This is a genomic window from Actinomadura sp. NAK00032, from assembly GCF_013364275.1.
GTDB lineage: Bacteria > Actinomycetota > Actinomycetes > Streptosporangiales > Streptosporangiaceae > Spirillospora.
In genome coordinates this window covers 1,810,678-1,833,859 of sequence record NZ_CP054932.1, presented here as the reverse complement: position 1 = coordinate 1,833,859, position 23,182 = coordinate 1,810,678, and the positions used below count along the sequence as shown (strand labels likewise).

Below are 23,182 nucleotides of genomic sequence, written 5' to 3'. Positions count from 1 at the left end.
GTCCTCAGAACGGCGGACAGGTGGCTAGGCGGGTCGGGTCAGGCCGCGGACGGCCTCCCGCAGCTCGCGGTGGTAGCGGTCCTTGCCGAACCGCCGGGCGGCGTCGGCACGGGCCCGTTTGGCCATCACCAGCGCGCCGTTCCAGTCGTCGAGCAGACGGGCGATCCCGTCGGCGAGGGCCGCGGGGTCGTCGGGCGGCACGCTGATGCCGTTGTCGCCGTCGGTGACGATCTCGACCAGCCCCTGGGTGGCGCTGGCGACCACCGGCCGGCCGGCCAGCATCGCCTCGACCGCGACGTTCCCGAAGGGTTCGACGCGCGAGGGGACGATCGCGATGTCCGCCGCGGCGAACGAGTTCCACACCGAGGCGCGGAAGCCCGCGAACTCCACCCCGCCGTCATCGCCCGCGAGGTCGCGCAGCTCGTCCTCGAACCACTCGTAACCCGGAAAGACGCTGCCGATCAAGGTCAGGGTCGTATCGTACCCGCGCTCCCGGAGCATCCGGACGGCTTTGACCGCGACGTCCGAGCCCTTGCGCGGGGACAGCCGGCCGACCAGCGCGATCCGCGCGGGCGGGCCCGGCTCGGCGCGCGGCGCGACCACCTCGGGCGGCTCCTCGACGCCGTTGTAGATGATCTGGGCGCGGCGCCCGGCGCGGCCGAGGGCGGCGGCGCTGGCCCGGCTGTTCACCACCAGGGACCTCGCCAGCCGCAGCGGCGCCGACAGCGCGGCGCGCACGGGCGCGGGCACGCCGTCCTCGGCCTCGTGGACGTGGCAGAGCGCGGGCACGCGGGCGAGCTTGCCGGCGGCCAGCCACACCGGGATCGTGACGGTGTTGACGTAGAGGGCGGCGGCCCGCTCCCGGCGCAGCAGCCGCCGGGCCGCCGGCAGCGCGCGCAGCGTCGCGACGGCGAGCCGGACGAGCCCGAGCGGCGACATGTACGCCTTGCGCAGCACCGGGACGGGCAGCACGACGATCTCGGCGCCCGCGTCCCGCAGCGCCTCCGACAGCGGCCCGTCGGCGGGCAGGGTGACGATGACGCGCCACTGCGACGCGAGCGAGCGCACCGACTCGATGAGCATCCGGTCGGAGCCGTAGAGGTCGGGCGAGGGGTGCGCCAGCACCACCGTGGACCTCGCGTCCGTGGACCTCGCGTCCGTGGACCTCGCGTCCCGTTCGGCCACTTGCCCTCCTTCTGGCGCGCCCGCCCCCGGGGTACCAGTTCGCGCGACCTTTAGATTAACTGCCTTTTAACGCCGGGGTGCCCGGCTCCCGACGCGTACCCTGAGCCGGGTCGTCAACGGCAGGATTCCGTAAAGAGGTGGGGGTAAGGGTGCGCATCGCCATGGTAGGTACTCGCGGGGTGCCGGCGCGGTACGGCGGGTTCGAGACGGCGGTCGAGGAGATCGGCAAGCGGCTCGCGGCGCGCGGCCACGAGGTCATGGTCTACTGCCGCGGCGAGCGCCATCCCGAGCCCGAGTACCTCGGGATGCGGCTGATCCACCTGCCCGCCATCGAGAAGAAGGTCGCCGAGACGCTCAGCCACACCGGGCTGTCGGTGCTGCACGCGTTCCGCGGCAAGATCGGGCGGGAGGGCGCGGACGTCGCGCTGGTCTTCAACGCCGCCAACGCGCCGCTGCTGCCGGTGCTGCGGACGCTGCGGATCCCGGTCGCCACCCATGTCGACGGGCTGGAGTGGAAGCGCACCAAGTGGAGCGGGACGGGGCAGCGCTACTACCGGGCCGCCGAGTCCATGGCGGTGCGCTGGTCGGACGCGCTCATCGCCGACGCCGTCGGCATCCAGGAGTACTACCGCGAGCGGTTCGGCGCGGAGTCGGTGTTCATCCCCTACGGCGCGCCGATCCTCGCGGAGACCGACACCGCGAAGCTCGCCGAGGCCGGCTACGAGCCCGGCGGGTACCACCTGGTCGTCGCCCGGTTCGAGCCGGAGAACCACGTGCACCTGGCGGTGGAGGGGTACCGGCGGAGCCGGGCCGGGAAGCCGCTCGTGGTGGTGGGGTCGGCGCCGTACGCCGACGAGTACACCGCGCGGGTGAAGGAGCTCGCGGGCGACGACCCGCGCATCACCTTCCTCGGCGGCGTGTGGGACCAGGACCTCCTGGACGCCCTGTACGCGGGCGCGCTGACCTACGTGCACGGCCACTCTGTCGGCGGGACGAACCCGTCGCTGCTGCGCGCGATGGGCGCGGGCGCGTCCGTGCTCGCCTTCGACGTCAACTTCAACCGCGAGGTGCTGGGCGAGGACGCGGGCCGCTTCTTCGCGGACGCGGCCGAGCTGGCCGAGCGGATCGAGGCGGCGGAGGCCGACCCGGGCGCCGCCGCCGACCGCGGCGCGGCGGCGCGCAAGCGGGCCGCCGAGCGCTACGTGTGGGACGACGTGGCCGACTCCTACGAGCGGCTCTGCGCGGACCTGATGGAGCGGCGGCTGTCCCGCAAGACCGTCCGGCCCCGGTGACCGTCCCGCCCGGCTGACCGATTGTGGTCACCGTGAATCGTGGACATAGAACCTCATGGACATGAAGAACGCCCCCCGGCGATCCGCCGGGGGGCGTTCTTCAGGTGCGGACGGTCAGCCGACCGCCTTGGAGGCGGCGCTGGTGATCGTGTTGCCCATGGCGTCCTTCACCCGGATCTTGTAGGTGTGCTTGCCCTTGGGCGGGTTGGCGTCGGTGAAGCTCATCTTCGGCAGGTTCCAGAAGCTGGAGTTCTTCTTCAGCGTGGCGACGGGCGTGGTGCCCTTGTCGCGCAGGACCTCGTAGGTGAGCGCCGTGTTGTCCATGTCCCAGGTGGCCTTCCAGGACACGGTGATCTTCTTGGACCACGCCGTCTTGTACGCGGTGGGCGCGGCGAAGCCGGAGGTCAGCGGCCCCGACTTGTTCGGCGCCTTGGCCTTCGTGGCGAACCGCACGAGGCCCTGCTGGGCCTTGCCGTTCACCCTCGGGAACTCGCCGCCCATGGCGATGTAGTCGGCGTTGCCGGTGACCGCCCAGGCGGCCTGGTACTGCTTGGTGAACGACCCCATCGCCAGGCTCGGGAACCAGTGCAGCAGGCTCGGGACGGGCTGCTTGCGGTAGTTGCTGTTGTTCGACGGGGGCGCCTTGTCGGTGCCGGTGGCGACCCTGGTCTCGGCGAGGGCGCGCTGCCAGCGCCTCGGGGTGACCTCGGGGAACGCGCCGAGCGAGGCGCAGTCGTGCGCGTGGGACACGCTGTAGATCGACTGGCCCTGCGCGAAGATGCCGTAGGTCGCGCCGTAGCAGTTGTCCAGCCACACCAGGTCGCCGTTGGAGGCCTTGGCCGCGAACCGCCCGTCGAACCAGTGGACGCCCTCGCCGTCGGCCGAGGCGAACACGGTGTCGCCCGACACGAACAGGTCGGTCACGTAGGAGAACTTCGAGCCCTGGCGGGCTGGGACGGGCTTGCTCGTCCAGGTCGCGGACGCGCCGTTGGTGGCGTTGACCGCGCCGATGCCGACGCGCTGCGCGCCGTTCAGCTTCTGGAACCGGCCGCCGATCAGCACCCGCTCGTTGCCCGGCGCCATCGCCAGCGCGAACACCTCGTCGTCGTCGGCGGTGGGCCGCCACGTGTCGACGTTGGCGCCGTTCGAGGCCTTCACCGCCGCCAGCCGCGTCCGCGACTTGCCGTTGACGTTGAAGAAGTTCCCGCCGAAGTACACGGTGGAGTTCGTGGCCGCGATGCCGCGCACCTTGTTGGACACCTTCGGCGCGAACGCGTCGACCAGCTTGCCGGTCGCGGTGTCGAACGCGGCGAGGCGGCTGTGGGCCTTGCCGTCGACGCTGGTGAACTCGCCGCCGACGTACACCCGCTTGCCGTCGGGGGACGCCACGATGCGCAGGCCCTGCCCGTTCAGCGAGTGGTTGAACGAGGTGATGAGGTTCCCGGTCGTCAGGTCGAACGCCAGGATGTTCTTCCGCACCACCTCCTTGGCGTTGCCCGGCGCCGTACCCGGCGGGCGCGCCTTGGTGAAGTTGCCGGTGGCGTACACGGTCTTGCCGACCGTCGTCATGCTCCAGACGACGCCGTCGACCTGCCAGGTCGGCAGCGGATCGACGCTCACCGTCGCCGGCGTCCCCGACGGCGGCGCGGTGTCCGCGGCCGCGGCGCCGGCCGGCATGTAGGAGGCGCCCGCGAGCGTGAGCGCGGCGGCTGCCGCCACACCCACCCGCGTGCCGCTCCGGCGCTGACGCAAAAGAGCTCTCACGAGTCGCATCCCCTAGCGCATATGGCCCGAGTGACCCCTGAGGTCACTCCGATCCCCGGAATCCTAGTGGTCGCCGACGGCGCCGGATCGGGCACCTTATGAAATCGTGACCGAAGTCCAGAAGTATGGATTCGCGGTTCGCCCCGCGGGACGAAACGCCGGATGAAGAAAAGTGCCCCGAGGCGTAAACCTCGGGGCACTTTCGCGCGTCGGCGGTCATTTCGCCGCGGCCGGTCAGCCGGTGGCGCGCACCGGTCAGCCGGTGGCGCGCACCGCCTTCAGGTCGTCCACCGACACGACGATGGGCGCGTTGGTGGTGCTGCCCGCCAGGTACGTGCGGAGCCCGACCGCGCCGGGGACCTGCAGCCCGGCGGTGTCGTCGGTGCCGGTCAGCTGCCAGCCGGGCTCGGTGGCGCCGTCGGCCCACACCTTGCCCTTCAGCGTCGTCGGCGCCGTCCCGGTGACCTGGAACCGCAGCCGCAGCCGCTGCCCGGGCGTGTAGGTCAGGCCTGCGACGTTCTGCTCCGCCACGATGACCGTCTCGGCGTTGCCCGCGTCCGTGCGGCTGAGCTGGAACGACACCACGCCGGACGGCCGGAGCCTGACCCTGGCCCGGTAGTCGCCGGCGCCGGGGATCCGGCGCCCGGCGGCCCACACGTACACGCCGTTGCCGGTGCCCTCCTTGTCGACCGACAGCTTGAACGACAGGTCGGTGTCCTGCTCGGACACCGTGCTGAGGTAGCCGCCGCCGCTGTTGGTGGGCGCGCCCAGCGAGACCTTCGCGGCGCCCCCGTCGACCGACAGGACGCCGCCGGAGCCGTTCCGGCTCCACGCGCCGCCGGTGTCGGCGGTGCCCCAGCCGTCGGCGACCGTCCGGCCGAACGCGTCCTCGGCGAGGATGTTCGACGTCGCGTTGACTGCGTGCACCACCTCGCCGGTCGCGCCCTGGTCGTCGGTGACCGTGAGCTTGACGTTGTAGCTCCCGGCCGACTCGTAGGTGTGCGACGGCGTGGCGCCGGTGCCGGTGTGCCCGTCACCGAAGTCCCACGCGTAGCTCGCGATGGACCCGTCGGAGTCGGCGGAGCCGGACCCGTCGAAGGCGCACGCCAGCATGTCGCAGGACGAGGTGAACGCCGCGGACGGCGGCTGGTTCGGCTGGACGGCGCCGGTGCCGACGCCGTGGTGGCGCGTCACCTGGGCCGCGGTGAGCGCGCGCGGGTAGACGGCGACCTCGTCGATCGTGCCGTTCAGGTAGCCGCTGGCCGGCGCGCTCGGCCAGCCGGTGAGGTTGTCGCCGCCGATGCGCCAGTAGCCTGCGTAGGACTGCGCGCTCTTGACGGCCGGGTCGGCGCCGACCTGGGCGCCGTCGACGTACAGCTTCATGCCGTCGGTGCCGGAGAGGCTGCCGACGACGTGGTGCCACTGGCCGTCGTTCAGGCCCGCCGCGCTCTCGACCGTCTTGGTGGCTCCGGGGTAGACGCCGAACACGACGCGCCCGTTGTTGGTCATGTACAGGTGGCGGTCGTTCTTGCTGCTGTTGCCGCTGGTGGCGTTCCCGTACCCGATGATCTTCCCGCCGGCGGTGGACGTCGTCTTCACCCACGCCTCGATGCTGAATTCCTCCGGGGTCGGCGCCGTGCCGCTCGCCGCGGTCCCCGTGGAGCCGCCGCCGAAGCGCACCGCGCGGTCGGGGTCGCCCGACAGCGCGCCCGCCTGGCCGCGGGTCGTGCCCGAGCCGAGCGTGAGGTCGTTCACCCCGGCGTAGTCGTAGCCGGGGCCGCTGGTCTCGCCGAGGCGCCAGTAGGCGGCCGCCCCGTCCTCGCCGACCTCCGCCGTGTACGGACCGGGGGTGCCGCTGCCGGCCGTCGCTGAGTTGGACGCGCCGCTGGTGGCGGCGTTGCCCGCGGGGTCGACCGCGCGGACCCGGTAGGTGTGCGCGGTGCCCGGCTCGGCGGTCGTGTCGAGGAACGCCGCGGTCGGCATGTCCCAGAAGCTGGAGGACTTCTCGACGCTGCCGATCGGCGTCGTGCCGCCGTCGCGGAGCACCTCGTACTTCAGCGTGGCGTTGTCCATGTCCCAGGTGGTCTTCCACGCGACGCGGACGCTGCCGTCGGCCATGCTCTTGGCGGTCGGGGTGCCGAGCTCGCCGCCGTCCGGGCCGGTCTTGTTCGGCGCGTCGGCCTTCAGCGCGAACCGGACGAGCCCCTGCTGGGCCTTGCCGTTCACGCGGGGGAACTCGCCGCCGAGCGCGATGTAGCGGTCGTTCCCGGTGATCGCCCAGGCGGCCTGGTACTGCTTGGTGAACGACCCCATCGCCAGGCTCGGGAACCACTGGAGCAGGCTCGGGACCGGCTGGCCGTTGTAGTTGCTGTTGTTCGACGGGGGCGCCTTGTCGGTGCCGGTCGGGTACGCCGTCTCGGCGAGGGCGCGCTGCCAGCGCCTCGGGGTGACCTCGGGGAATGCGCCGAGCGAGGCGCAGTCGTGCGCGTGGGACACGCTGTAGATCGACTGGCCCTGCGCGAAGATGCCGTAGGTCGCGCCGTAGCAGTTGTCCAGCCACACCAGGTCGCCGTTGGAGGCCTTGGCCGCGAACCGCCCGTCGAACCAGTGGACGCCCTCGCCGTCGGCCGAGGCGAACACGGTGTCGCCCGACACGAACAGGTCGGTCACGTAGGAGAAGTGGGTGCCGTCGCGCGCCGGGACGGGCTTGCTCGTCCAGGTCGCGGACGCGCCGTCGGTGGCGTTGACGGCGCCGATGCCCACCTGCTGGACGCCGTTCAGCTTCTGGAACCGGCCGCCGATCAGCACCCGCTCGTTGCCCGGCGCCATCGCCAGCGCGAACACCTCGTCGTCGTCGGCGGTGGGCCGCCAGGTGTCGACGTTGGTGCCGTCGGACGCCTTCACCGCCGCGAGCCGCGTCCGCGACTTGCCGTTGACGTTGAAGAAGTTCCCGCCCAGGTAGACGGTCGTGTCCGTCGCGGCGATGCCGCGCACCTTGGCCGAGACGTTCGGCGCGAACCCGGCGACGAGCGCGCCCGTCTCGGTGTCGAAGGCCGCGACGTGGTTGCGCGCCTGGCCGTCGACCGCGGTGAACTCGCCGCCGACGTAGACGCGGTCCCCGCTCGGGGACGCCACGATCCGCAGGCCCTGGCCGTTCAGCGAGTGGTCGAACGAGGTGATGAGGTTCCCCGTCGTCAGGTCGAACGCCAGGATGTTGTTACGTTCCACCTCCTGCGCACTGCCCGCCGCCGTCCCCGGCGGGCGCGCCTTGGTGAAGTTGCCGGTGGCGTACACCGTCGTGCCGACCGTCGCCATGCTCCACACGACACCGTCGACCTGCCAGGTCGGCAGCGGGTCGGCACTGACCGTCGCCGGCGTGCCCGGCGGCGGGTCGGTGTCGGCCGCGGCACCGCCCGCGGGCACGAAGGCCCCGAGCAGTGCGGCCGAGAAAGCGGTGACGGCGGCTATCGCCGTTCTGCGGACGCGCGAGACGCGCCGATGCGAAGGTACAGATCTCACTGAGCCGTTCCCCTGAACTTCCGCTCCAGTGGCCCCCACGGTCACCGGAGTAAAGGCAGAGTAACCGAGGCCCCACGTCTACACTGTTCACCCCACGGTTTGACTTTTCCCGGAACCGGTCCTATTCCGGTCACTCACCCCTCTTTCATGGTTCGAGGAGAATGCCGCATGTCCCATCGGGGAGCGCGTCCGCGCAAGCATCTCGTCGCGACGGGGGCGGTACTGGCCCTCGCATTGACGGTGACGGGCTGCTCGGACGGCAAGAAGAAGACGGAGGGGAAGGGAACCCCGCCCCCGCCGCCGAGCACGCAGCCGGAGACGTCGGCGAACGCCGCGCCCGGCTCGCTCGACCTGAAGTCCTCCGAGGGCCTGCGCAAGCCGGTCACCTACAACGACAAGATCAGCGTGCGGATCAGCGGCATCCGCTACGTCAAGAACAAGGCGACCGGCCCCGGCGAGATCACCGGCCGGGTGCTCACCATCTTCACGCTCCGCTTCACCAACGGGTCGGCGAAGCCCCTCGACCTCAACAAGGTCCGCGTGGTGGCCAGGTACGGCCCGCGCAAGGCCGAGGCGCGGCCCACCTCCTACGCCGACATCAACGACTTCTACGGCACGGTGGCGGCCGGCGCGCAGAAGTCGGCGTCCTACGCCTTCGACCTGCCGGCCAGCGGCTACAAGTCGGTGGTGATCGGCGTCAAGTTCGACGAGCGGCACAAGACGGCCCTGTTCACCGGCTCGCTGCAGCGCTGACCGGCCGTTGCCGGTGGCCGGCCGCAACCGGTGGCCGGGCGGGCTCGGCATGGGTACGTTCTGAGTGAGGATCCCGGGGGCAAAGGAACAGGTCACGCCATGGCACGTCATCCGCAGCGCGCCGCACGGCCGCGCCGAGTCATCGCCGTCAGGGTCCTGGCGCTGCCCCTCGTCCTCGGCGTCGGCCTGCTCGGCTGGCAGATCCCCGGTGACAACGACACCGTCCCCGCCACCGAGAACGCGGACGGGCCGCCCGGCGCCGCGCCCGTCGGCAGCACCTCCTACCGGGTGCCGGACGGCGCGCTCTTCGTCTCCCCCTCCGGGGAGGACGGCGCCGACGGCGGCCGCGACCACCCGCTGCGCACCCTCGCCGCCGCGATCGCGAAGGCGCGCTCGGGCGGCACGATCGTCCTGCGCGGCGGTGTCTACCACCAGACCGCGACCGTCCCGGCGGGCAAGCGGCTGACGATCCAGCCGCACCCGCGCGAGGCGGTGTGGTTCGACGGCAGCACGCCCGTCGCGGGCTGGCGGGCGGCCGGCGGCGCCTGGGTCCGGGACGGGTGGACGGCGAAGTTCGACTCCAGCCCGACCTACACCGCCGGCGCGAAGGCCAGCCCCGACGCCGACTTCCAGTTCGTCTCGCCCGACCACCCGATGGCCGCGCACCCCGACCAGGTCTGGGTGGACGGCGTCCCGCAGCGGCAGGTCGGGTCGCTCGAGGAGGTGAAGGGCGGCCGCTTCTACGTGGACGAGCGGGCCCACCGCCTCTACCTGGGCTCCGACCCGCGCGGCCACGACGTCCGCGCGAGCACGCTCGGCGAGGCGTTCACCATCGCGGGCGCGGGGTCCCGGCTGCGCGGCGTCGGGGTGCGCCGGTACGCGACCGCGCTGCCGCGGCTGGGCACCGTGCGGGTCACCGGCGCGGACGTCACGGTGGAGAACGTCGCGGTCACCGACTCGGCCACCACCGGCCTCAGCGTCCTCGCGTCCGGTGCCCGGGTCCGGCGGGTCACCAGCACCCGCAACGGGATGCTCGGCGTCCACGCCAACCAGGCCGACGACCTGCGGCTGGAGAGGGTGCGCAGCGCCGAGAACAACCTGGAGCACTTCAAGTACGCCCCGGTCTCCGGCGGGATCAAGGTCACCCGGTCCCGCAAGGTGGCGGTGACCGACGCCGTGGTCACCGGCAACCTCGGCAAGGGCGTGTGGATGGACGAGTCCGTCTACGACATCACGCTCACCGGCAACCGGATCACCGGCAACGCCGACCACGGCGTCGCCCTGGAGCTCAGCGCGAAGGCGGTCGTCGCGGGCAACGTCATCGCCGCCAACGACGGCGACGGGCTGAAGATCAACAACACCTCCGACGTGCAGGTGTGGAACAACTCCATGGCCGGGAACGGGCGGACGATCCGCATCGTCCAGGACGCCCGCCGCCGCGACGACCCGGGCACGCCCGGCCGCGACCCGCGCCAGAAGGGCCCCGACCCGGAGATGACCTGGCGCATCGGCAAGACGACCGTGAGCAACAACACCCTCGCCGACCCGAGGCCGGGCAGCCCCTGCCTGCTCTGCGTGCAGGACCACACCAACGAGCGGTCCGCGCGCGAGATCGGGCTGACCGTCAACGGCAACGTCTACGTCCGGCCCGACGCCGCCGACCCGCGCGCGCTCATCGTGTGGATGGGCAAGCCCTACGCCGATCTCGGCCGGTTCCGGTCGGTGACCGGGCAGGAGGCGCGGGGCCGGCTCCACGATTCCCGGGCGGCGGCCGGGGCCGAGGGCATGCTCGAACGCACCCTGGGCGCGGACGCCGACGCCGAGGCGGCGGTCCCGCTGCCGCCCGCCGTCGCGAAGCTGCTCGGCAAGCGGCCCGGCACCCGCCACATCGGCGCCTGGACGTCCTGACGCGCCCGCACGCACGCTCTGGGCGGGGGCCGGTCCCGGGCGGTCGCGACGCAGCGGGGACACCCGCCCCGCACCCGTATTCTTGGTCGCGTCCTCAGTGAGCCGGGAGCCTTCCATGACCACCGTTAGGGGCCTGTTCCCGCGTCGCAGGCCGCCGGCGCCGAGCGCCGGCTGGTGGGCCGCGACGCTGCCGCTGGCACTGATGCTCGCCAGCGACTACAAGCTGCGGAGCCGCGACGTCGACCAGGCGGTCGGCGGCAGCGCCGACCTGACCGTGCTGGTGGAGATCGCCGTCTACGGCCTGGCGGCGCTGTACCTGGTGAACAGCTTCGGGCTGCGGCTGCCGCGGCGCCGCGTCTCCGGCCTGCTGCTGTCGGCGTGGGTGTTCGTCGGGTACGCCGCCTTCTCGGCGCTGTGGTCGCCGTTCAAGTCGCTCGGCATCGTGCGCGGCACGCAACTGGTGATCACGATGCTGCTGGCGCAGTTCCTGGCGACCCGCGCGACGCCCGCCGACCTGCGGCGGCTCTCGCACGCGTTCATCGCGATCGTGGTGGCGTCGGTCGCGATCGGCGTCGCGCACCCGTTCCCGCGCACCTCGCACACCGAGGAACGGTTCAACTGGCTGTACGTCCACCCCGTCCAGGCCGGGATCTACCTCGCGGTCGCGGTGCTGCTGACGGTCGGCTACCTGATCCGCTGGACGACGCCGCAGGACCGGCTCTGGCATCCCGCCGTGTACCTGACCGCGCTGGCGGTCCTGACGGGCGCGCTCGTCGCGACCGGGACGCGCGGCGCCGCGCTGGGCTGCGCCGCCGGGCTGGTCGTGCTGCTGTTCGCCGCGCGCGGGCCCAAGGGCCGGGTGGACGTGGTGGTGATGGGCGCGGCCGTCTCCGTCGTCGCGGTCCTCGCGTTCTCCGACAAGATCCTCGCGTTCGTGGCGCGCGGCGAGTCCGCGGAGAAGCTCGCCTCGCTGAACTCGCGGACCGAGCTGTGGACGTTCGCGATGGACGCCTTCGCCAAGGAGCCGTTCTTCGGGCACGGGCTCGGCGCGTCGCGCGGGCTGTTCCTCGACGACATCGGCCTCGGCGGCGGGCACAACGCGTTCGTCAACGCCCTGGTGGACGAGGGGGTGCTCGGCGCGGCGGCGTTCACGGCGCTGCTGATGACGCTCGCGTTCGTGTTGACGATGATGTCCAGGCAGCGGACGCTGCGCGCCGACTCCGGCATGCTGCTCGGCCTGCTCGCCTTCTTCCTCGTCGACAGCATCACCACCGAGGGGCTCGCCGCCCCCGCCAACGTGGCGAGCGCCTGGCTGCTGCTCATGGTCGCGTGGGCGGAGACGCTGCGCCGCCAGGGCGGCGACCCGCTGCCGGCCGCCGCCGCGGCGCCGATCACCGTCCGCGCCGAGGTCGACGACCGCGCGCTCGGCACCGGCGGCGCGAACGGCGCGGGCGGCGCGCTGGGCCCCGGCCCGGTGCCCGGACGGGCCGGGTCAGCCCTGCCGGCGCCCGCGTATGTAGAAGCCCCCGACGAGCACGCCTAGCAGCACCAGGCCGGCGAGCGCGCCGGTGCCGATCACCCCGCCGGGCAGGCCCGACTTGTCGGGGATCGCGACGGGAGCGGCCCGCTCCGTCACCGGCAGCGAGATGGTCGGCCGGGCCCGCGTGGCCGCGTTCGGCTCGGGCAGCACGACCGACCGGAAGACGGGCCGCAGGCCGCCGCCGGCGAGCAGCACCTGCTTGCCGTCGGAGGTGACGCCGAACGCCTTCCCGGCCATCGAGGCCGCGGTCCGCACGACCTGGCCGACGTCCTCGCGGATCCCGCCGAGGACCCGCACGTCCTTGGTGGACTTCAGGACGACCCGGCCGTCCCGGGCGAACTGGCCGCCGCGCACGGGGAACGGCAGGCTCCGCAGCCGGGTCAGCGCGTTCTTGCCGGGGCCGAGGATGCTGGGCAGCGCGAAGACGGCCGCGGAGTCCTCGCCCGTGGTGATGACGTAGAGCCGGCTCTCGTCGGGGTCGGCGATGAGGGTGCTGGCCGCGTGGCCGCCGTCCGGGTAGGCCACCTTGAACGACTTGACCGGCAGCGTGCCGCCCGTCAGCTGGGCGGGCTCGGCGACGCGGTGCAGGGTGAAACCGCCGCTCTGCCCCGCGTTCAGCTCGCAGAGGAACAGCCCGGCCTCGCCGGCGGAGTTCTTCACGACCGTGACCGCGTCCAGGCGCGTGCCCGCCGACGCCCCGGCCAGCGTGTACGCGGCGCGGGTGCGGCCCTTGGTGTCGAGCGCGAACAGCATGGGCCGGCCGCCCGCCGTCGCGACCGTCCACCAGATGTCCGGGTGGGCCATCCCGGCGACCAGGGCGGCGGGCCGGGTGAGGCGGGGGTCGGCCGGGCGGAAGCGGGCCTTGGCGGGGGCCGTGCTCGTCACGGCCGGTGACGGTGACGGTGTCGGTGCCGCCAGCGCCGCCGGCCCGGTCAGCACCACGAGCGCCACCGCCGCGCCGCCCGCGGCGGACCGAAGCACTCGGGGAGGGTGTGCTCTCACAGTGACGTCCAAATCTACGGGGAACCGTGTGGCATTCTTGCGTATGTGGATCCACTCGGCATTAAAGGTACGTACTTGTTCAACCCTCGCGTACACGGCGACGATCGGGGGTCGTTCCACGAGTGGTTCCGCGCCGAGGACCTCCACTCCCGGCTCGGGCACGGGCTGAACCTCGCCCAGGCGAACTGCTCGGTGTCGTCACGCGGAGTGCTGCGCGGCGTGCACTTCGCCGACGTCCCGCCGGGCCAGGCGAAGTACATCACCTGCGTCCGCGGCGCGATCCTGGACGTGGTCGTCGACCTGCGCGTCGGGTCCCCCACCTTCGCCCAGTGGGAACCGGTGCGGCTGGACGAGGAGAACCGCTCCTGCCTGTACGTCGCCGAGGGCATCGGCCACGCCTTCATGGCGCTCACCGACGACGCCACCGTCGTCTACCTGTGCTCGGAGCCGTACGCGCCCGGCCGCGAGCACGGCGTGCACCCGCTCGACCCCGACCTCGCCATCCAGTGGCCGGCGGACGTCGAGCCGGTCCTGTCCGACAAGGACGCGCAGGCCCCCAGCCTGATGGAGGCGCGCGAGCGCGGCCTCCTGCCCGACTACCAGGCCTGCCTCGACCACTACACCAAGCTCGGCCTGCCCAGCTGACGCCCCGTCAGGCGGGCGCCGTCAGGCGGGCGCCGTCAGGCCCACGCGATCAGGCCCGTGCCATCAGGCCCACGCCATCAGGCCCACGCCATCAGGCCCGCGCCGCCGGGCGCCGCGCCTGCGTGAGCGCCGGCCAGGCCGCGTGCAGCGCGGCGCGCCAGTCCCGCATGGGCGGCAGCCCCGCCGCCGCCCAGCGGTCGTGCCCGAGGACGCTGAACGCCGGACGCGCCGCGGGCCGGGGGAACCGGTCGCTCGTCGTCGGCCGCACCCGCCCGGGATCGAGCCCGAGCAGCGTGAACACCTCGCGCGCCAGCCCGTACCAGGTCGTCCGACCCGCGTTCGTGCCGTGGTACACCCCGGGCGGCGCCCCGGACCCGGCCAGCGCCACGACGCGGGCCGCGAGGTCGCCCGTCCACGTCGGCTGGCCGACCTGGTCGTCCACCACCTCGACGCCGTCGCGCTCGGCCGCCAGCCGCATCATCGTGCGGACGAAGTTGGGCCCGTGCGCCCCGTACAGCCACGCCGTCCGCACCACGTAGCCGCGCTCGTAGCCGAGCACCGCCCGCTCCCCCGCGAGCTTCGTGCGGCCGTAGGCGTTGACCGGCGCCGGGACGGCGTCCTCCGGGTACGGCTCGCTGCCCGCGCCGTCGAGCACGTAGTCGGTGGAGATCTGGATCAGCGCGGCGCCGGTGCCCGCGCACCCTTCGGCCAGCGCCGCGGCGGCGGCGCCGTTCACCGCGAGCGCGTCGTCCTCCCGCGCCTCCGCGTCGTCCACGGCGGTCCACGCGGCACAGTTCACCACCGTCGCCGGCCGGTGGCGCCGCAGCGCCGCGCGCACGGCCGCCGGGTCGGTGACGTCCAGGACGTCCCGCCCCGCCGCGACGCACTCGGCGCCGTCCGCGCGCAGCCGCGCGACGAGGTCGGTGCCGAGCATCCCGCCGGCACCGGTGACGAGCCAGGTCACCTCGCGTCCTCCGACCGCTTCTTCAGCGGCTCCCACCAGTCGCGGTTCTCCGCGTACCAGCGGACGGTCGCGGCCAGGCCCTCCTCGAAGCCGACCTCCGGCGCGTACCCGAGCGCGCGCAGCCGGGCGTCCGACAGCGAGTAGCGGCGGTCGTGGCCCTTGCGGTCCGCGACGCGCTCGACCCGGTCCCAGCCGGCGCCGAGCGCCGCCAGCAGCCGGTCGGTCAGCTCCAGGTTCGTCAGCTCCGCCGTCCCGGCGATGTGGTACACCTCGCCGGCGGCGCCCCGCTCGGCCACCACCTGGATGCCGCGGCAGTGGTCGGCCACGTGGATCCAGTCGCGGACGTTGCCGCCGTCGCCGTACAGCGGGACGGTGCGCCCGTCCAGCAGGTTCGTCGCGAACAGCGGGATGACCTTCTCCGGGTACTGGTACGGCCCGTAGTTGTTGCCGCAGCGGGTGATGGACACCGGCAGCCCGTGCGTGCGCGCGTAGGCGCGGGCCATCATGTCCCCGCCCGCCTTCGCCGCCGAGTACGGCGAGTTCGGCGCGAGCGGCGCGTCCTCGTCCCAGCAGCCCTCGTCGACGCTGCCGTACACCTCGTCGGTGGACACCTGCACCACCCGCGGCGTCCCCGCGTCCAGGCACGCCTGCATCAGCGCCTGGACGCCCAGCACGTTCGTGCGGGCGAACTCGGCGCCGCTGGCGATCGACCGGTCCACGTGCGACTCGGCCGCGAAGTTGATCACCACGTCGTGGCCGGGCACCAGCCCGGCGAGCAGCTCGCCGTCGCAGACGTCGCCGTGCACGAACGTGTACCCGCCCTCGACGGGCTCCAGGTTGCGCAGGTTGCCCGCGTAGGTGAGCTTGTCCAGCACCGTGACCTCGGCGCCCGCCCACGCCGGGTAGGCGCCGCCGACCAGTTCGCGGACGTAGTGCGAGCCGATGAACCCGGCGCCGCCGGTGACGAGCACGCGCGGGGCGCCGTCCCGGGGGGCGCGGGCCTGGGGCACGCTCATTTGCTGATCTGCACTTTGCTGTGGTCTCCCAGTACGAGCCGGTGCGCCTTCGGCACCCGGGGGGCGGGCGTGACCTGCGCCTCGCGTCCGATCAGCGAGCACTCGATGCGGCCGACGCCGTCGATGGACGCGCCGCGCAGCACGATGGAGTACTCGATCTCGCTGTCGAGGACCGCGCAGTCACGGTCGATCGAGGTGAAGGGGCCGACATAGGAGTCGCGGATGTCGGAGCCCGCGCCGACGACCGCCGGGCCCACGATGCGGGACCCCGCGACGCGCGCGCCCTTCTCGACCACGACCCGGCCGATCAGCTCGCTGGCCGCGTCCACGTCACCCTCCACACAGGGTTCGACGCCCTCCAGCACCAGCCGGTTGACCTCCAGCATGTCGGTGACGTTGCCGGTGTCCTTCCAGTAGCCGGTGATGGCCGTGGACTCCACGCGGCGGCCGCGCTCGATCAGCCACTGGATCGCGTCGGTGATCTCCAGCTCGCCGCGCCGGGACGGTCGCAGCTCCGCGACCGCCGCGTGCACCGCTGGGCTGAACAGGTACACCCCGACCAGGGCCATCTCGCTCTTCGGCCGCTCCGGCTTCTCCTCCAGCGCCACGACCCGGCCCGCGTCGTCCAGCTCCGCGACGCCGAACGCCCGCGGGTCCGACACGCGGGTCAGCATGATCTGCGCCTCGGGCCGCTCCTCGCGGAACCGCTCCACCAGGTCGGCGATGCCACCGACGATGAAGTTGTCGCCCAGGTACATCACGAAGTCGTCGTCGCCCAGGTACTCCCGGGCGATGAGGACCGCGTGCGCCAGCCCGCGCGGCGCGTCCTGCGGCAGGTAGGTGACCTCCAGGCCGAACCGCGACCCGTCGCCGACCGCCGCGCGGATCTCCGCCGCGGTGTCGCCGACGACGATGCCGACCTCGCGGATCCCCGCGTCCCGGATCGCCTCCAGGCCGTAGAACAGCACCGGCTTGTTCGCCACCGGCACGAGCTGCTTCGCGAACGAGTGAGTGATCGGACGCAGCCGGGACCCCGACCCGCCCGCCAGCACCAGCGCCTTCACGCCGCTACCGCGCCCCGATGATCATGCCCGCCGCGACGGTGTTGTTGGTGGCCTCGTCGATCAGGATGAAGCCGCCGGTGAGCCGGTTGCGGCTGTAGTCGTCCACGAACAGCGGCTGCGTGACGCGCAGCGACACCCGGCCGATCTCGTTCAGGCCGAGCTCCGCCGCCTGCTCGTCGCGGTGCAGGGTGTTGACGTCCAGCCGGTAGTGCAGGTTCTTCACCATCGTCTTCGCGGTGCGGGTCGTGTGCTTGATGACCAGCTTCGAGCGCGGCGTGAGGGTGCGGTCCGGGGTCATCCAGCAGACCATCGCGTCGATGTCCTGCGCGACCTCGGGCCGGTTGTTCGGCCGCGCGATCATGTCGCCGCGGGAGATGTCGATGTCGTCGGCGAGGCGCAGCGTCACCGACATCGGCGCGAACGCCTGCTCCACCGGGCCGCGCGGCCCGTCGATGCGGGTGATCGTCGTGGTCAGCCCGGACGGCAGGTGCACGACCTCGTCGCCCGGCTTCAGCACACCGCCCGCGACCTGGCCCGCGTAGCCGCGGTAGTCGTGCAGGTCCGGGTCGGTCGAGGCGTGCGGCCGGACCACGTACTGCACCGGGAACCGCACGTCGATCAGGTTCCGGTCGGAGGCGATGTGCACGTGCTCCAGGTGGTGCAGCAGCGACGAGCCCTCGTACCAGGGCATGTTCCCGCTGCGCTCGACGACGTTGTCGCCGTGCAGCGCCGAGATCGGCACGAACGTCAGGTCGGTCACGTCCAGCTTGGACGCGAACGCGGTGAACTCGTCCACGATGCGCTCGTACACGCCGCGGTCGTAGTCGACGAGGTCCATCTTGTTGACCGCCACGACCAGGTGCGGGACCTGCAGCAGCGTCGTCAGGAACGCGTGCCGGCGCGACTGCTCCAGGATGCCCTTGCGGGCGTCCACCAGGATGATCGCGAGGTCGGCGGTGGAGGCGCCGGTCACCATGTTCCGGGTGTACTGGATGTGCCCCGGCGTGTCCGCGATGATGAACTTGCGGCGCGGCGTCGCGAAGTAGCGGTACGCCACGTCGATCGTGATGCCCTGCTCCCGCTCGGCGCGCAGCCCGTCGGTCAGCAGCGCGAGGTTGGTGTACTCCTCGCCCCGCTCGGTGCTCGTGCGCTCCACCGACTCCAGCTGGTCCTCGAAGATCGACTTGGAGTCGAACAGCAGCCGGCCGATCAGCGTCGACTTGCCGTCGTCCACGCTGCCGGCGGTGGCGAACCGCAGCAGGTCCATCGGCTTGCCCGCGGGCTCCTCGTTGCCGGCCATCAGAAGTAGCCCTCCTTCTTGCGGTCCTCCATCGCGGCCTCGCTCGTCCGGTCGTCGGCGCGGGTCTGGCCGCGCTCGGTGATCCGGGTCGCCGCGATCTCCTCGATCACCTCGTCCAGCGTCGCCGCCGCCGACTTCACCGCGCCCGTGCAGGACGCGTCGCCGACCGTCCGGTACCGGACCGTCGCCTCGAACTCCGGCTCGTCGTCGCCGCGGTTCGCAAAGCCCGTCTCGGCGTCCAGCAGCAGCCCGTCGCGCTCGAACACCCGCCGGGAGTGCGCGAAGTAGATCGAGGGGAGCGCGATCTCCTCCCGCCGGACGTAGTCCCAGATGTCGAGCTCCGTCCAGTTCGACAGCGGGAACACCCGGACGTGCTCGCCCTGCTCGATCCTGGTGTTGAACAGGTTCCACAGCTCGGGGCGCTGGTTCTTCGGGTCCCACTGGCCGAACTCGTCGCGGAACGACACCACCCGCTCCTTGGCGCGGGCCTTCTCCTCGTCGCGCCGCGCCCCGCCGAACGCCGCGTCGAACCGGTGCTCCTCGATCGCCTCCAGCAGCGGCACGATCTGCAGCCGGTTCCGGGACGCGCGGCGCCCCTTCTGCTCGGCCACCCGGCCGCTGTCGATCGCGTCCTGCACCGACGCCACCACCAGCCGCACGCCGAGCTCGGCGACCCGCCGGTCGCGGAACTCGATCACCTCGGGGAAGTTGTGCCCGGTGTCGACGTGCATCACCGGGAACGGGATCGGCGCCGGCCAGAACGCCTTCTCGGCCAGGCGCAGCATCACCAGGCTGTCCTTGCCGCCCGAGAACAGCAGCACCGGCCGTTCGAACTCGGCCGCCACCTCCCGGAAGATGTGGATCGACTCGGCTTCAAGGACGTCCAACTGCGACAGCAGGTAATCGGAACGCTGCATGGTCTGGGGCTCTCTCCACGCTGTTCTGGCAGATGCAACCGGTGGCCACGGGACGGGACGTCCCACCGGGTCGAACGCCGGCCCGCGGCGGATCAGTCCCGCCCGGCCGGACAAGCTCGGCGGGCCTCAGCCCGGCACGGCACCGGCGGCTCCCGCGATGCCGGTCAGCAGCATCGATGCCGACGCGGGATGGCACACCAGGATATCCGGCAGCCGGGGGTCCTCCCGGTTGTACTCCAGCGGCGACCCGTCGACCCGCGACGCGTGCGCGCCCGCGCCGAGCGCCACCGCCGCCGGCGCCGCCGAATCCCACTCGTACTGGCCGCCCGCGTGCACGTACGCGTCGACCTCGCCGAGCAGCACCGCGGAGATCTTCGCCCCCGCCGACCCGATCGGCACCAGCTCCACGTCCACGTCGAGCCGCTCGGCCAGCTGCCGCACGAACTCCGGCGGGCGCGTCCGGCTCACCGCGACGCGCAGCTTGCCCGCGTCCGGCGCCGGGACGTGCAGCGGCACCTCGCGCGGCTGCGCCCGCACCGGACCGGCCGTCACCGGGTCGGGGGCGCCCGCGTCCGTCCGGACGAGCGCGGCGCCGCCCGTCGCGTCCGTGCGGAGCGTCAGGCCCTGTGCCGGCAGCGCCACCGCCCCGGCGGCCAGCCGGCCGCGCCCGGCGGCGTCCCGCTCCCACAGCGCCACATGGACCGCCCAGTCGCGGCGGCCCTCCTCGGCGAACTCCCGCGTGCCGTCCAGCGGGTCGACGATCCACACCCGCCCGGCCGTGCGCCGCTCGGCGGCCGCGGTGTTGCGGGTCGGGGCGCGGTCATCGCCCTTCGACCGCTTCCCCGCGACGGAGGAGCGCCCCTCCTCGGACAGGACGGCGTCGCCGGGACAGCGCTCCGCCAGCGCGGCCATGAGGTGCTCGTGCGCCCGCAGGTCGCCGGTGTCCTTCAGGACCCGCGCGTCCGCGAACCCGACCTCGTCCCGCACGCCCAGCAGCAGCCGCCCCGCCGCGCCGGCGAGCTCCGCGGCCAGCGCGTGGTCGTCCACATCCGTCATCCGCTGATCACATTCCCGACTCGCACGGTCTGTTGGGTCTACTTTCTCATGCCTACCCGAGCCGGCCCGATGCCCGGTCCCGGTCAGTGAGGTCAGTAGGCCCCGGAACCCCGGAAGACCGCGCTCCACGTCTTCCACATGATCTGCAGGTCGAGGGCGAGGGTCCAGTTGTCGACGTAGCGCAGGTCGAGCCGGACCGACTCCTCCCATGTCAGGTCGGAGCGGCCGCTCACCTGCCACAGGCCCGTCAGCCCCGGCTTCACCACCAGCCGCCGGTACACGTCGCCGCCGTACTGGGCGACCTCCTCCGGCAGCGGCGGCCGCGGCCCCACCAGCGACATCTCGCCGCGCGCCACGTTGAACAGCTGCGGCAGCTCGTCCAGCGAGTACCGGCGCAGCCACCGCCCCACCCGGGTGATCCGCGGATCCTCCCGGATCTTGAACAGCACCCCGTCGTTGTCGTTGGACGCCAGCAGCTCCGTCCGCCGCGCCTCCGCGTCCTGCACCATCGTGCGGAACTTCAGCACGGTGAACTCCCGGCCGCCGCGCCCGACGCGGGTCTGCCGGAACAGCACCGGGCCGTGGTCCCCGTCGAACTTGATCAGCACCGCGACCAGCGCCAGCAGCGGGCTCAGCACCACGATCCCGGTCAGCGCCGCGACCCGGTCGAACAGGCCCTTGAACAGCTTGCGGCCGCCGTCCAGCTCCGGATGCTCCACATGCAGCAGCGGCAGCCCCGACACCGGGCGGATCGAGATCCGCGGGCCGGTCACGTCCATCAGCGCGGGCGCGACCACCAGCTCGATGTCCTCGCGCTCGATCTGCCACGCCAGCCGGCGCAGCGCCACCCCGTCCATCTCCGGGCAGGCCAGCACCGCCACCGAGTCCGCGCCGGCGCGCTCGGCGACCGCCGCCGCCTGCGCGAAGTCGCCCAGCACCGGGACTCCCTCGACCTCGGCGACCGCGTCCTCACCGGACGCCAGCGCCGGCGGCAGGCACACCGCCACGATGTCCATGCCGTGGTAGCGCTTCGTGCGCAGCAGCCGGATCAGGTCGGCCACCGACGTGCGGTGCCCCACCGCGACCACGCGGCGCATGCACTCGCCGTTCCAGCGCCGCTTGTGCAGCCACTTGCGCAGCCGGTACCGCGCGACCAGCGCGAGGAAGGTGCCGAGCGGCAGCGCCATCACCACATAGCCGCGCGCCACCTCGGTCTTCGTCGCGTACGCCACGATCGCGACCGCCGCCGTCAGGATGAACCCGGCGCGGATCACCCGGTGGAACTCCTCGTAGCCGACCCCGACGTACCGCGGCTGGTAGGCCCGGCACATCATCAGCGTCGGCACCCACAGCAGCGGCAGCGCGACGGTCAGCGCCACGTACGGCGCGTTCAGCTCCGTCGGCACCCCCGGGAACCGGAGCACGAACGCGATGACGCCGGCCATCAGCATGCTGAGGAAGTCCAGCCACGTCGCGACCCGCCGATACGCGCCGCTCCAGTTCTGCGACTGCGCGCGCTTCTGCTCATGGCGGGTCGATGACTCGGCCTGGACCTTGTCAACGACGGCCATAAACCACTCACCAATCCCCTGTAACGCGCGCCACGACAGCGCGATTCACACCGAAGACGGTTGAACGTCGCTCTAGGTTCACATGCATCTCGAACCTCATCCGGGCGCCATCCTACGGATGCTTTGCCATGGTCAGCGGCGGAACGCCGGCGGCGCCGACAAAGCCGGGCACAGGCCGACAGAACGAACATGGTCGGGGCATGATCATCGACCGCTCGTGGCCGGAACCGGTCACCCCGCGTGGAACACGTTCTGCGCCGCCTCCAGCCCGTCCGACAGCAGCGCCTCCACCGCGTCCGCCGCCCGGTCCACCTCCAGGTCGAGGCTCTTGCGCTCCGCCGCGGAGAAGTCCTTCAGCACGAACGCCGCCGCGTCCATCCGCCCCGGCGGCCGCCCCACCCCGAACCGCACCCGCAGGTACTCCTTGGTCCCGAGCGACCGCGTCACCGACCGCAGCCCGTTGTGACCATTGTCACCGCCGCCGCGCTTCAACCGCACCGCCCCGAACGGGATGTCCAGCTCGTCATGGACGACGACCACCCGCTCCTCCGGCACCTTGAAGAAGTCCCGCAGCCCCTTCACCGGCCCGCCCGACTCGTTCATGAACGACCGCGGCTTCGCCAGCACCACGCGGCTCCCCGCGAGCCGGCCCTCCAGCACGTCCGCCCGCGACCGGTGCGACTTGAACCGGCCGCCGGCCCGCGCCGCCAGCACGTCCAGCACCATGAACCCCGCGTTGTGCCGGTTCCCCGCATACGACGGCCCCGGATTGCCCAGCCCCACGACCAGCCAGAGATCCACCCGAACTCCTCACCGACGAGCACGGCCCCCGCGGGTGCGCGCACCCGCGGGGGCCGTGGAAGAACCATGCGGCCGCACGGCCGCGCCTGCGCTACTCGCCGGCGGACTCGCCCTCGCCCTCGGCGCCCGCACCCTCGGCCGCGCCCGCCTCGGCGCCCGCCTCCGGCTCCGGCTCCGTCGCCGCCGTCGCGTCGACGATCTGCAGGACCAGCGTCTCCTCGTCCGCCGCCAGCGTCGTCCCCGACGGCAGCTTCAGGTCCTTCGCCAGCACCTGCGAGTCGACCCCGAGGCCGGAGATGTCCAGGTCGACCGACTCCGGAATGTGGGTCGCCTCCGTCTCCACGGAGATCTCCACGACCGTCTGCGCCACCTGGCCGCCCGCGACCACGTCGCCGACGATGTTCACCGGCAGGTCGACGACGACCTTCTCGCCGCGCTTCACCAGCAGCAGGTCGACGTGCTCCAGGAACCCCTTGACCGGGTCGCGCTGCACGTCCTTCGGCAGCGCCAGCTCCGAGCCGTTGCCGAGCCCCTCGATGGTCAGCAGCACGTTCGGCGTCTTGAGCGCCAGCATCAGGTCGTGACCCGGCAGCGAGATGTGCTGCGGGTCGGTGCCGTGACCATAGAGGACGGCGGGCACCTTGCCGGCCCGGCGGGTGCGCCGCGCGGCACCCTTACCGAACTCGGTGCGCGGCTCGGCGGCAATGCGTACCTCGGACACGGCGAAAACTCCTCGTTGTTGCGATCCACGGCCGTCCGGCACTGGACGTCCGCTACGGACAGAGCGAATCAGGCGATGCTCGACGCGTCAGGCGCCTCGAAGATTCTTTGCGTTCCCGGGGAGTGCGGCTCCTGTACCGGCACCGCACTGAACGACCCGAGGCA

Annotated in this window: 18 protein-coding genes; 5 read left to right on the top strand and 13 right to left on the bottom strand. The window is 72.6% G+C overall.

Features of this window, described 5'->3' with window-relative positions:
* Nucleotides 1-24: 24 nt before the first annotated feature.
* Nucleotides 25-1,185 carry a glycosyltransferase family 4 protein gene (locus HUT06_RS08580; protein WP_254715050.1) on the bottom strand — a complete coding sequence of 387 codons (1,161 nt, stop codon included), beginning with the start codon at nt 1,183-1,185 and terminating at the stop codon, nt 25-27.
* A gap of 161 nt (nt 1,186-1,346) precedes the next feature.
* Here HUT06_RS08580 and HUT06_RS08575 point away from each other — a divergent pair, with 161 nt between their 5' ends.
* Nucleotides 1,347-2,477: a DUF1972 domain-containing protein gene (locus tag HUT06_RS08575; protein WP_176195223.1), complete on the top strand. Its 1,131-nt coding sequence runs from the start codon at nt 1,347-1,349 to the stop codon at nt 2,475-2,477.
* 114 nt (nt 2,478-2,591) lie between these two features.
* On the opposite strand, the gene HUT06_RS08570 is transcribed toward HUT06_RS08575, so the two are convergent.
* Both HUT06_RS08570 and HUT06_RS08565 read right to left on the bottom strand, forming a co-directional pair.
* Nucleotides 2,592-4,202, bottom strand: coding sequence for a hypothetical protein (locus HUT06_RS08570; RefSeq protein WP_176195222.1), 1,611 nt, complete (start codon nt 4,200-4,202; stop codon nt 2,592-2,594).
* A 294-nt stretch (nt 4,203-4,496) separates the two neighbouring features.
* Nucleotides 4,497-7,664: a LamG-like jellyroll fold domain-containing protein gene (locus HUT06_RS08565; protein WP_176195221.1), complete on the bottom strand. Its 3,168-nt coding sequence runs from the start codon at nt 7,662-7,664 to the stop codon at nt 4,497-4,499.
* Between the two features lie 264 nt (nt 7,665-7,928).
* On the opposite strand from HUT06_RS08565, the gene HUT06_RS08560 reads away from it, so the two are divergent.
* From HUT06_RS08560 to HUT06_RS08550, 3 genes are all read left to right on the top strand, one after another.
* The gene (locus HUT06_RS08560) at nt 7,929-8,513 is read left to right on the top strand and encodes a hypothetical protein (protein ID WP_176195220.1); all 585 of its coding nucleotides are present in this window, start codon (nt 7,929-7,931) and stop codon (nt 8,511-8,513) included.
* A gap of 99 nt (nt 8,514-8,612) precedes the next feature.
* On the top strand, nt 8,613-10,421 hold the full coding sequence (locus HUT06_RS08555) for a right-handed parallel beta-helix repeat-containing protein (RefSeq protein WP_176195219.1): 1,809 nt from the start codon (nt 8,613-8,615) through the stop codon (nt 10,419-10,421).
* A gap of 115 nt (nt 10,422-10,536) precedes the next feature.
* On the top strand, nt 10,537-11,964 hold the full coding sequence (locus HUT06_RS08550; RefSeq protein WP_176195218.1) for an O-antigen ligase: 1,428 nt from the start codon (nt 10,537-10,539) through the stop codon (nt 11,962-11,964).
* Here HUT06_RS08550 and HUT06_RS08545 read toward each other — a convergent pair.
* Nucleotides 11,914-12,942, bottom strand: coding sequence for a hypothetical protein (locus HUT06_RS08545; RefSeq protein ID WP_176195217.1), 1,029 nt, complete (start codon nt 12,940-12,942; stop codon nt 11,914-11,916). The two genes, HUT06_RS08550 and HUT06_RS08545, sit on opposite strands and share 51 nt — an antisense overlap.
* 9 nt (nt 12,943-12,951) lie before the next feature.
* Here HUT06_RS08545 and rfbC point away from each other — a divergent pair, with 9 nt between their 5' ends.
* Nucleotides 12,952-13,608 carry a dTDP-4-dehydrorhamnose 3,5-epimerase gene (gene rfbC, locus HUT06_RS08540; protein ID WP_368406959.1) on the top strand — a complete coding sequence of 219 codons (657 nt, stop codon included), beginning with the start codon at nt 12,952-12,954 and terminating at the stop codon, nt 13,606-13,608.
* A 91-nt stretch (nt 13,609-13,699) separates the two neighbouring features.
* On the opposite strand, the gene rfbD is transcribed toward rfbC, so the two are convergent.
* The 9 genes from rfbD to HUT06_RS08495 form a co-directional block, all read right to left on the bottom strand.
* Complete coding sequence (gene rfbD / locus HUT06_RS08535) at nt 13,700-14,572, bottom strand: dTDP-4-dehydrorhamnose reductase (RefSeq protein ID WP_176195215.1); 873 nt, start codon at nt 14,570-14,572, stop codon at nt 13,700-13,702.
* Nucleotides 14,569-15,588 (bottom strand): dTDP-glucose 4,6-dehydratase, encoded by a 1,020-nt coding sequence (gene rfbB, locus HUT06_RS08530; RefSeq protein WP_176195214.1) that lies wholly within the window; start codon nt 15,586-15,588, stop codon nt 14,569-14,571. Before rfbB ends, rfbD begins: the two co-directional genes overlap by 4 nt.
* On the bottom strand, nt 15,585-16,652 hold the full coding sequence (locus tag HUT06_RS08525; RefSeq protein WP_176195213.1) for a glucose-1-phosphate thymidylyltransferase: 1,068 nt from the start codon (nt 16,650-16,652) through the stop codon (nt 15,585-15,587). The genes rfbB and HUT06_RS08525 overlap by 4 nt, the downstream gene beginning before the upstream one ends.
* A 4-nt stretch (nt 16,653-16,656) precedes the next feature.
* Nucleotides 16,657-17,919, bottom strand: a complete 1,263-nt coding sequence (locus HUT06_RS08520; protein WP_176201230.1) for a sulfate adenylyltransferase subunit 1 — start codon at nt 17,917-17,919, stop codon at nt 16,657-16,659.
* A gap of 32 nt (nt 17,920-17,951) precedes the next feature.
* Entirely contained in the window at nt 17,952-18,869 is a 918-nt protein-coding gene (gene cysD, locus HUT06_RS08515; protein ID WP_176195212.1) for a sulfate adenylyltransferase subunit CysD, read from the bottom strand.
* A 126-nt stretch (nt 18,870-18,995) separates the two neighbouring features.
* A complete protein-coding gene (locus HUT06_RS08510; RefSeq protein WP_176195211.1) occupies nt 18,996-19,925 on the bottom strand; it encodes an inositol monophosphatase family protein in 930 nt (309 codons plus the stop codon).
* 92 nt (nt 19,926-20,017) lie between these two features.
* Complete coding sequence (locus HUT06_RS08505) at nt 20,018-21,496, bottom strand: sugar transferase (RefSeq protein WP_176195210.1); 1,479 nt, start codon at nt 21,494-21,496, stop codon at nt 20,018-20,020.
* A gap of 231 nt (nt 21,497-21,727) precedes the next feature.
* Complete coding sequence (gene pth, locus HUT06_RS08500) at nt 21,728-22,297, bottom strand: aminoacyl-tRNA hydrolase (RefSeq protein ID WP_254715048.1); 570 nt, start codon at nt 22,295-22,297, stop codon at nt 21,728-21,730.
* Nucleotides 22,298-22,388: 91 nt separating this feature from the next.
* Nucleotides 22,389-23,018, bottom strand: a complete 630-nt coding sequence (locus tag HUT06_RS08495; RefSeq protein WP_176195209.1) for a 50S ribosomal protein L25/general stress protein Ctc — start codon at nt 23,016-23,018, stop codon at nt 22,389-22,391.
* Nucleotides 23,019-23,182: the final 164 nt, after the last annotated feature.

What these genes read in the sequence shown, in the direction of transcription:
- HUT06_RS08575 (WP_176195223.1), top strand. Translation starts at nt 1,347, where the DNA reads ATGGTAGGTACTCGCGGGGTGCCGGCGCGGTACGGCGGGTTCGAGACG.
- HUT06_RS08560 (WP_176195220.1), top strand. Translation starts at nt 7,929, where the DNA reads ATGTCCCATCGGGGAGCGCGTCCGCGCAAGCATCTCGTCGCGACGGGG.
- HUT06_RS08555 (WP_176195219.1), top strand. Translation starts at nt 8,613, where the DNA reads ATGGCACGTCATCCGCAGCGCGCCGCACGGCCGCGCCGAGTCATCGCC.
- HUT06_RS08550 (WP_176195218.1), top strand. Translation starts at nt 10,537, where the DNA reads ATGACCACCGTTAGGGGCCTGTTCCCGCGTCGCAGGCCGCCGGCGCCG.
- rfbB (WP_176195214.1), bottom strand. Translation starts at nt 15,588, where the DNA reads ATGAGCGTGCCCCAGGCCCGCGCCCCCCGGGACGGCGCCCCGCGCGTG.
- HUT06_RS08520 (WP_176201230.1), bottom strand. Translation starts at nt 17,919, where the DNA reads ATGGACCTGCTGCGGTTCGCCACCGCCGGCAGCGTGGACGACGGCAAG.
- cysD (WP_176195212.1), bottom strand. Translation starts at nt 18,869, where the DNA reads ATGCAGCGTTCCGATTACCTGCTGTCGCAGTTGGACGTCCTTGAAGCC.
- HUT06_RS08510 (WP_176195211.1), bottom strand. Translation starts at nt 19,925, where the DNA reads ATGACGGATGTGGACGACCACGCGCTGGCCGCGGAGCTCGCCGGCGCG.
- HUT06_RS08505 (WP_176195210.1), bottom strand. Translation starts at nt 21,496, where the DNA reads ATGGCCGTCGTTGACAAGGTCCAGGCCGAGTCATCGACCCGCCATGAG.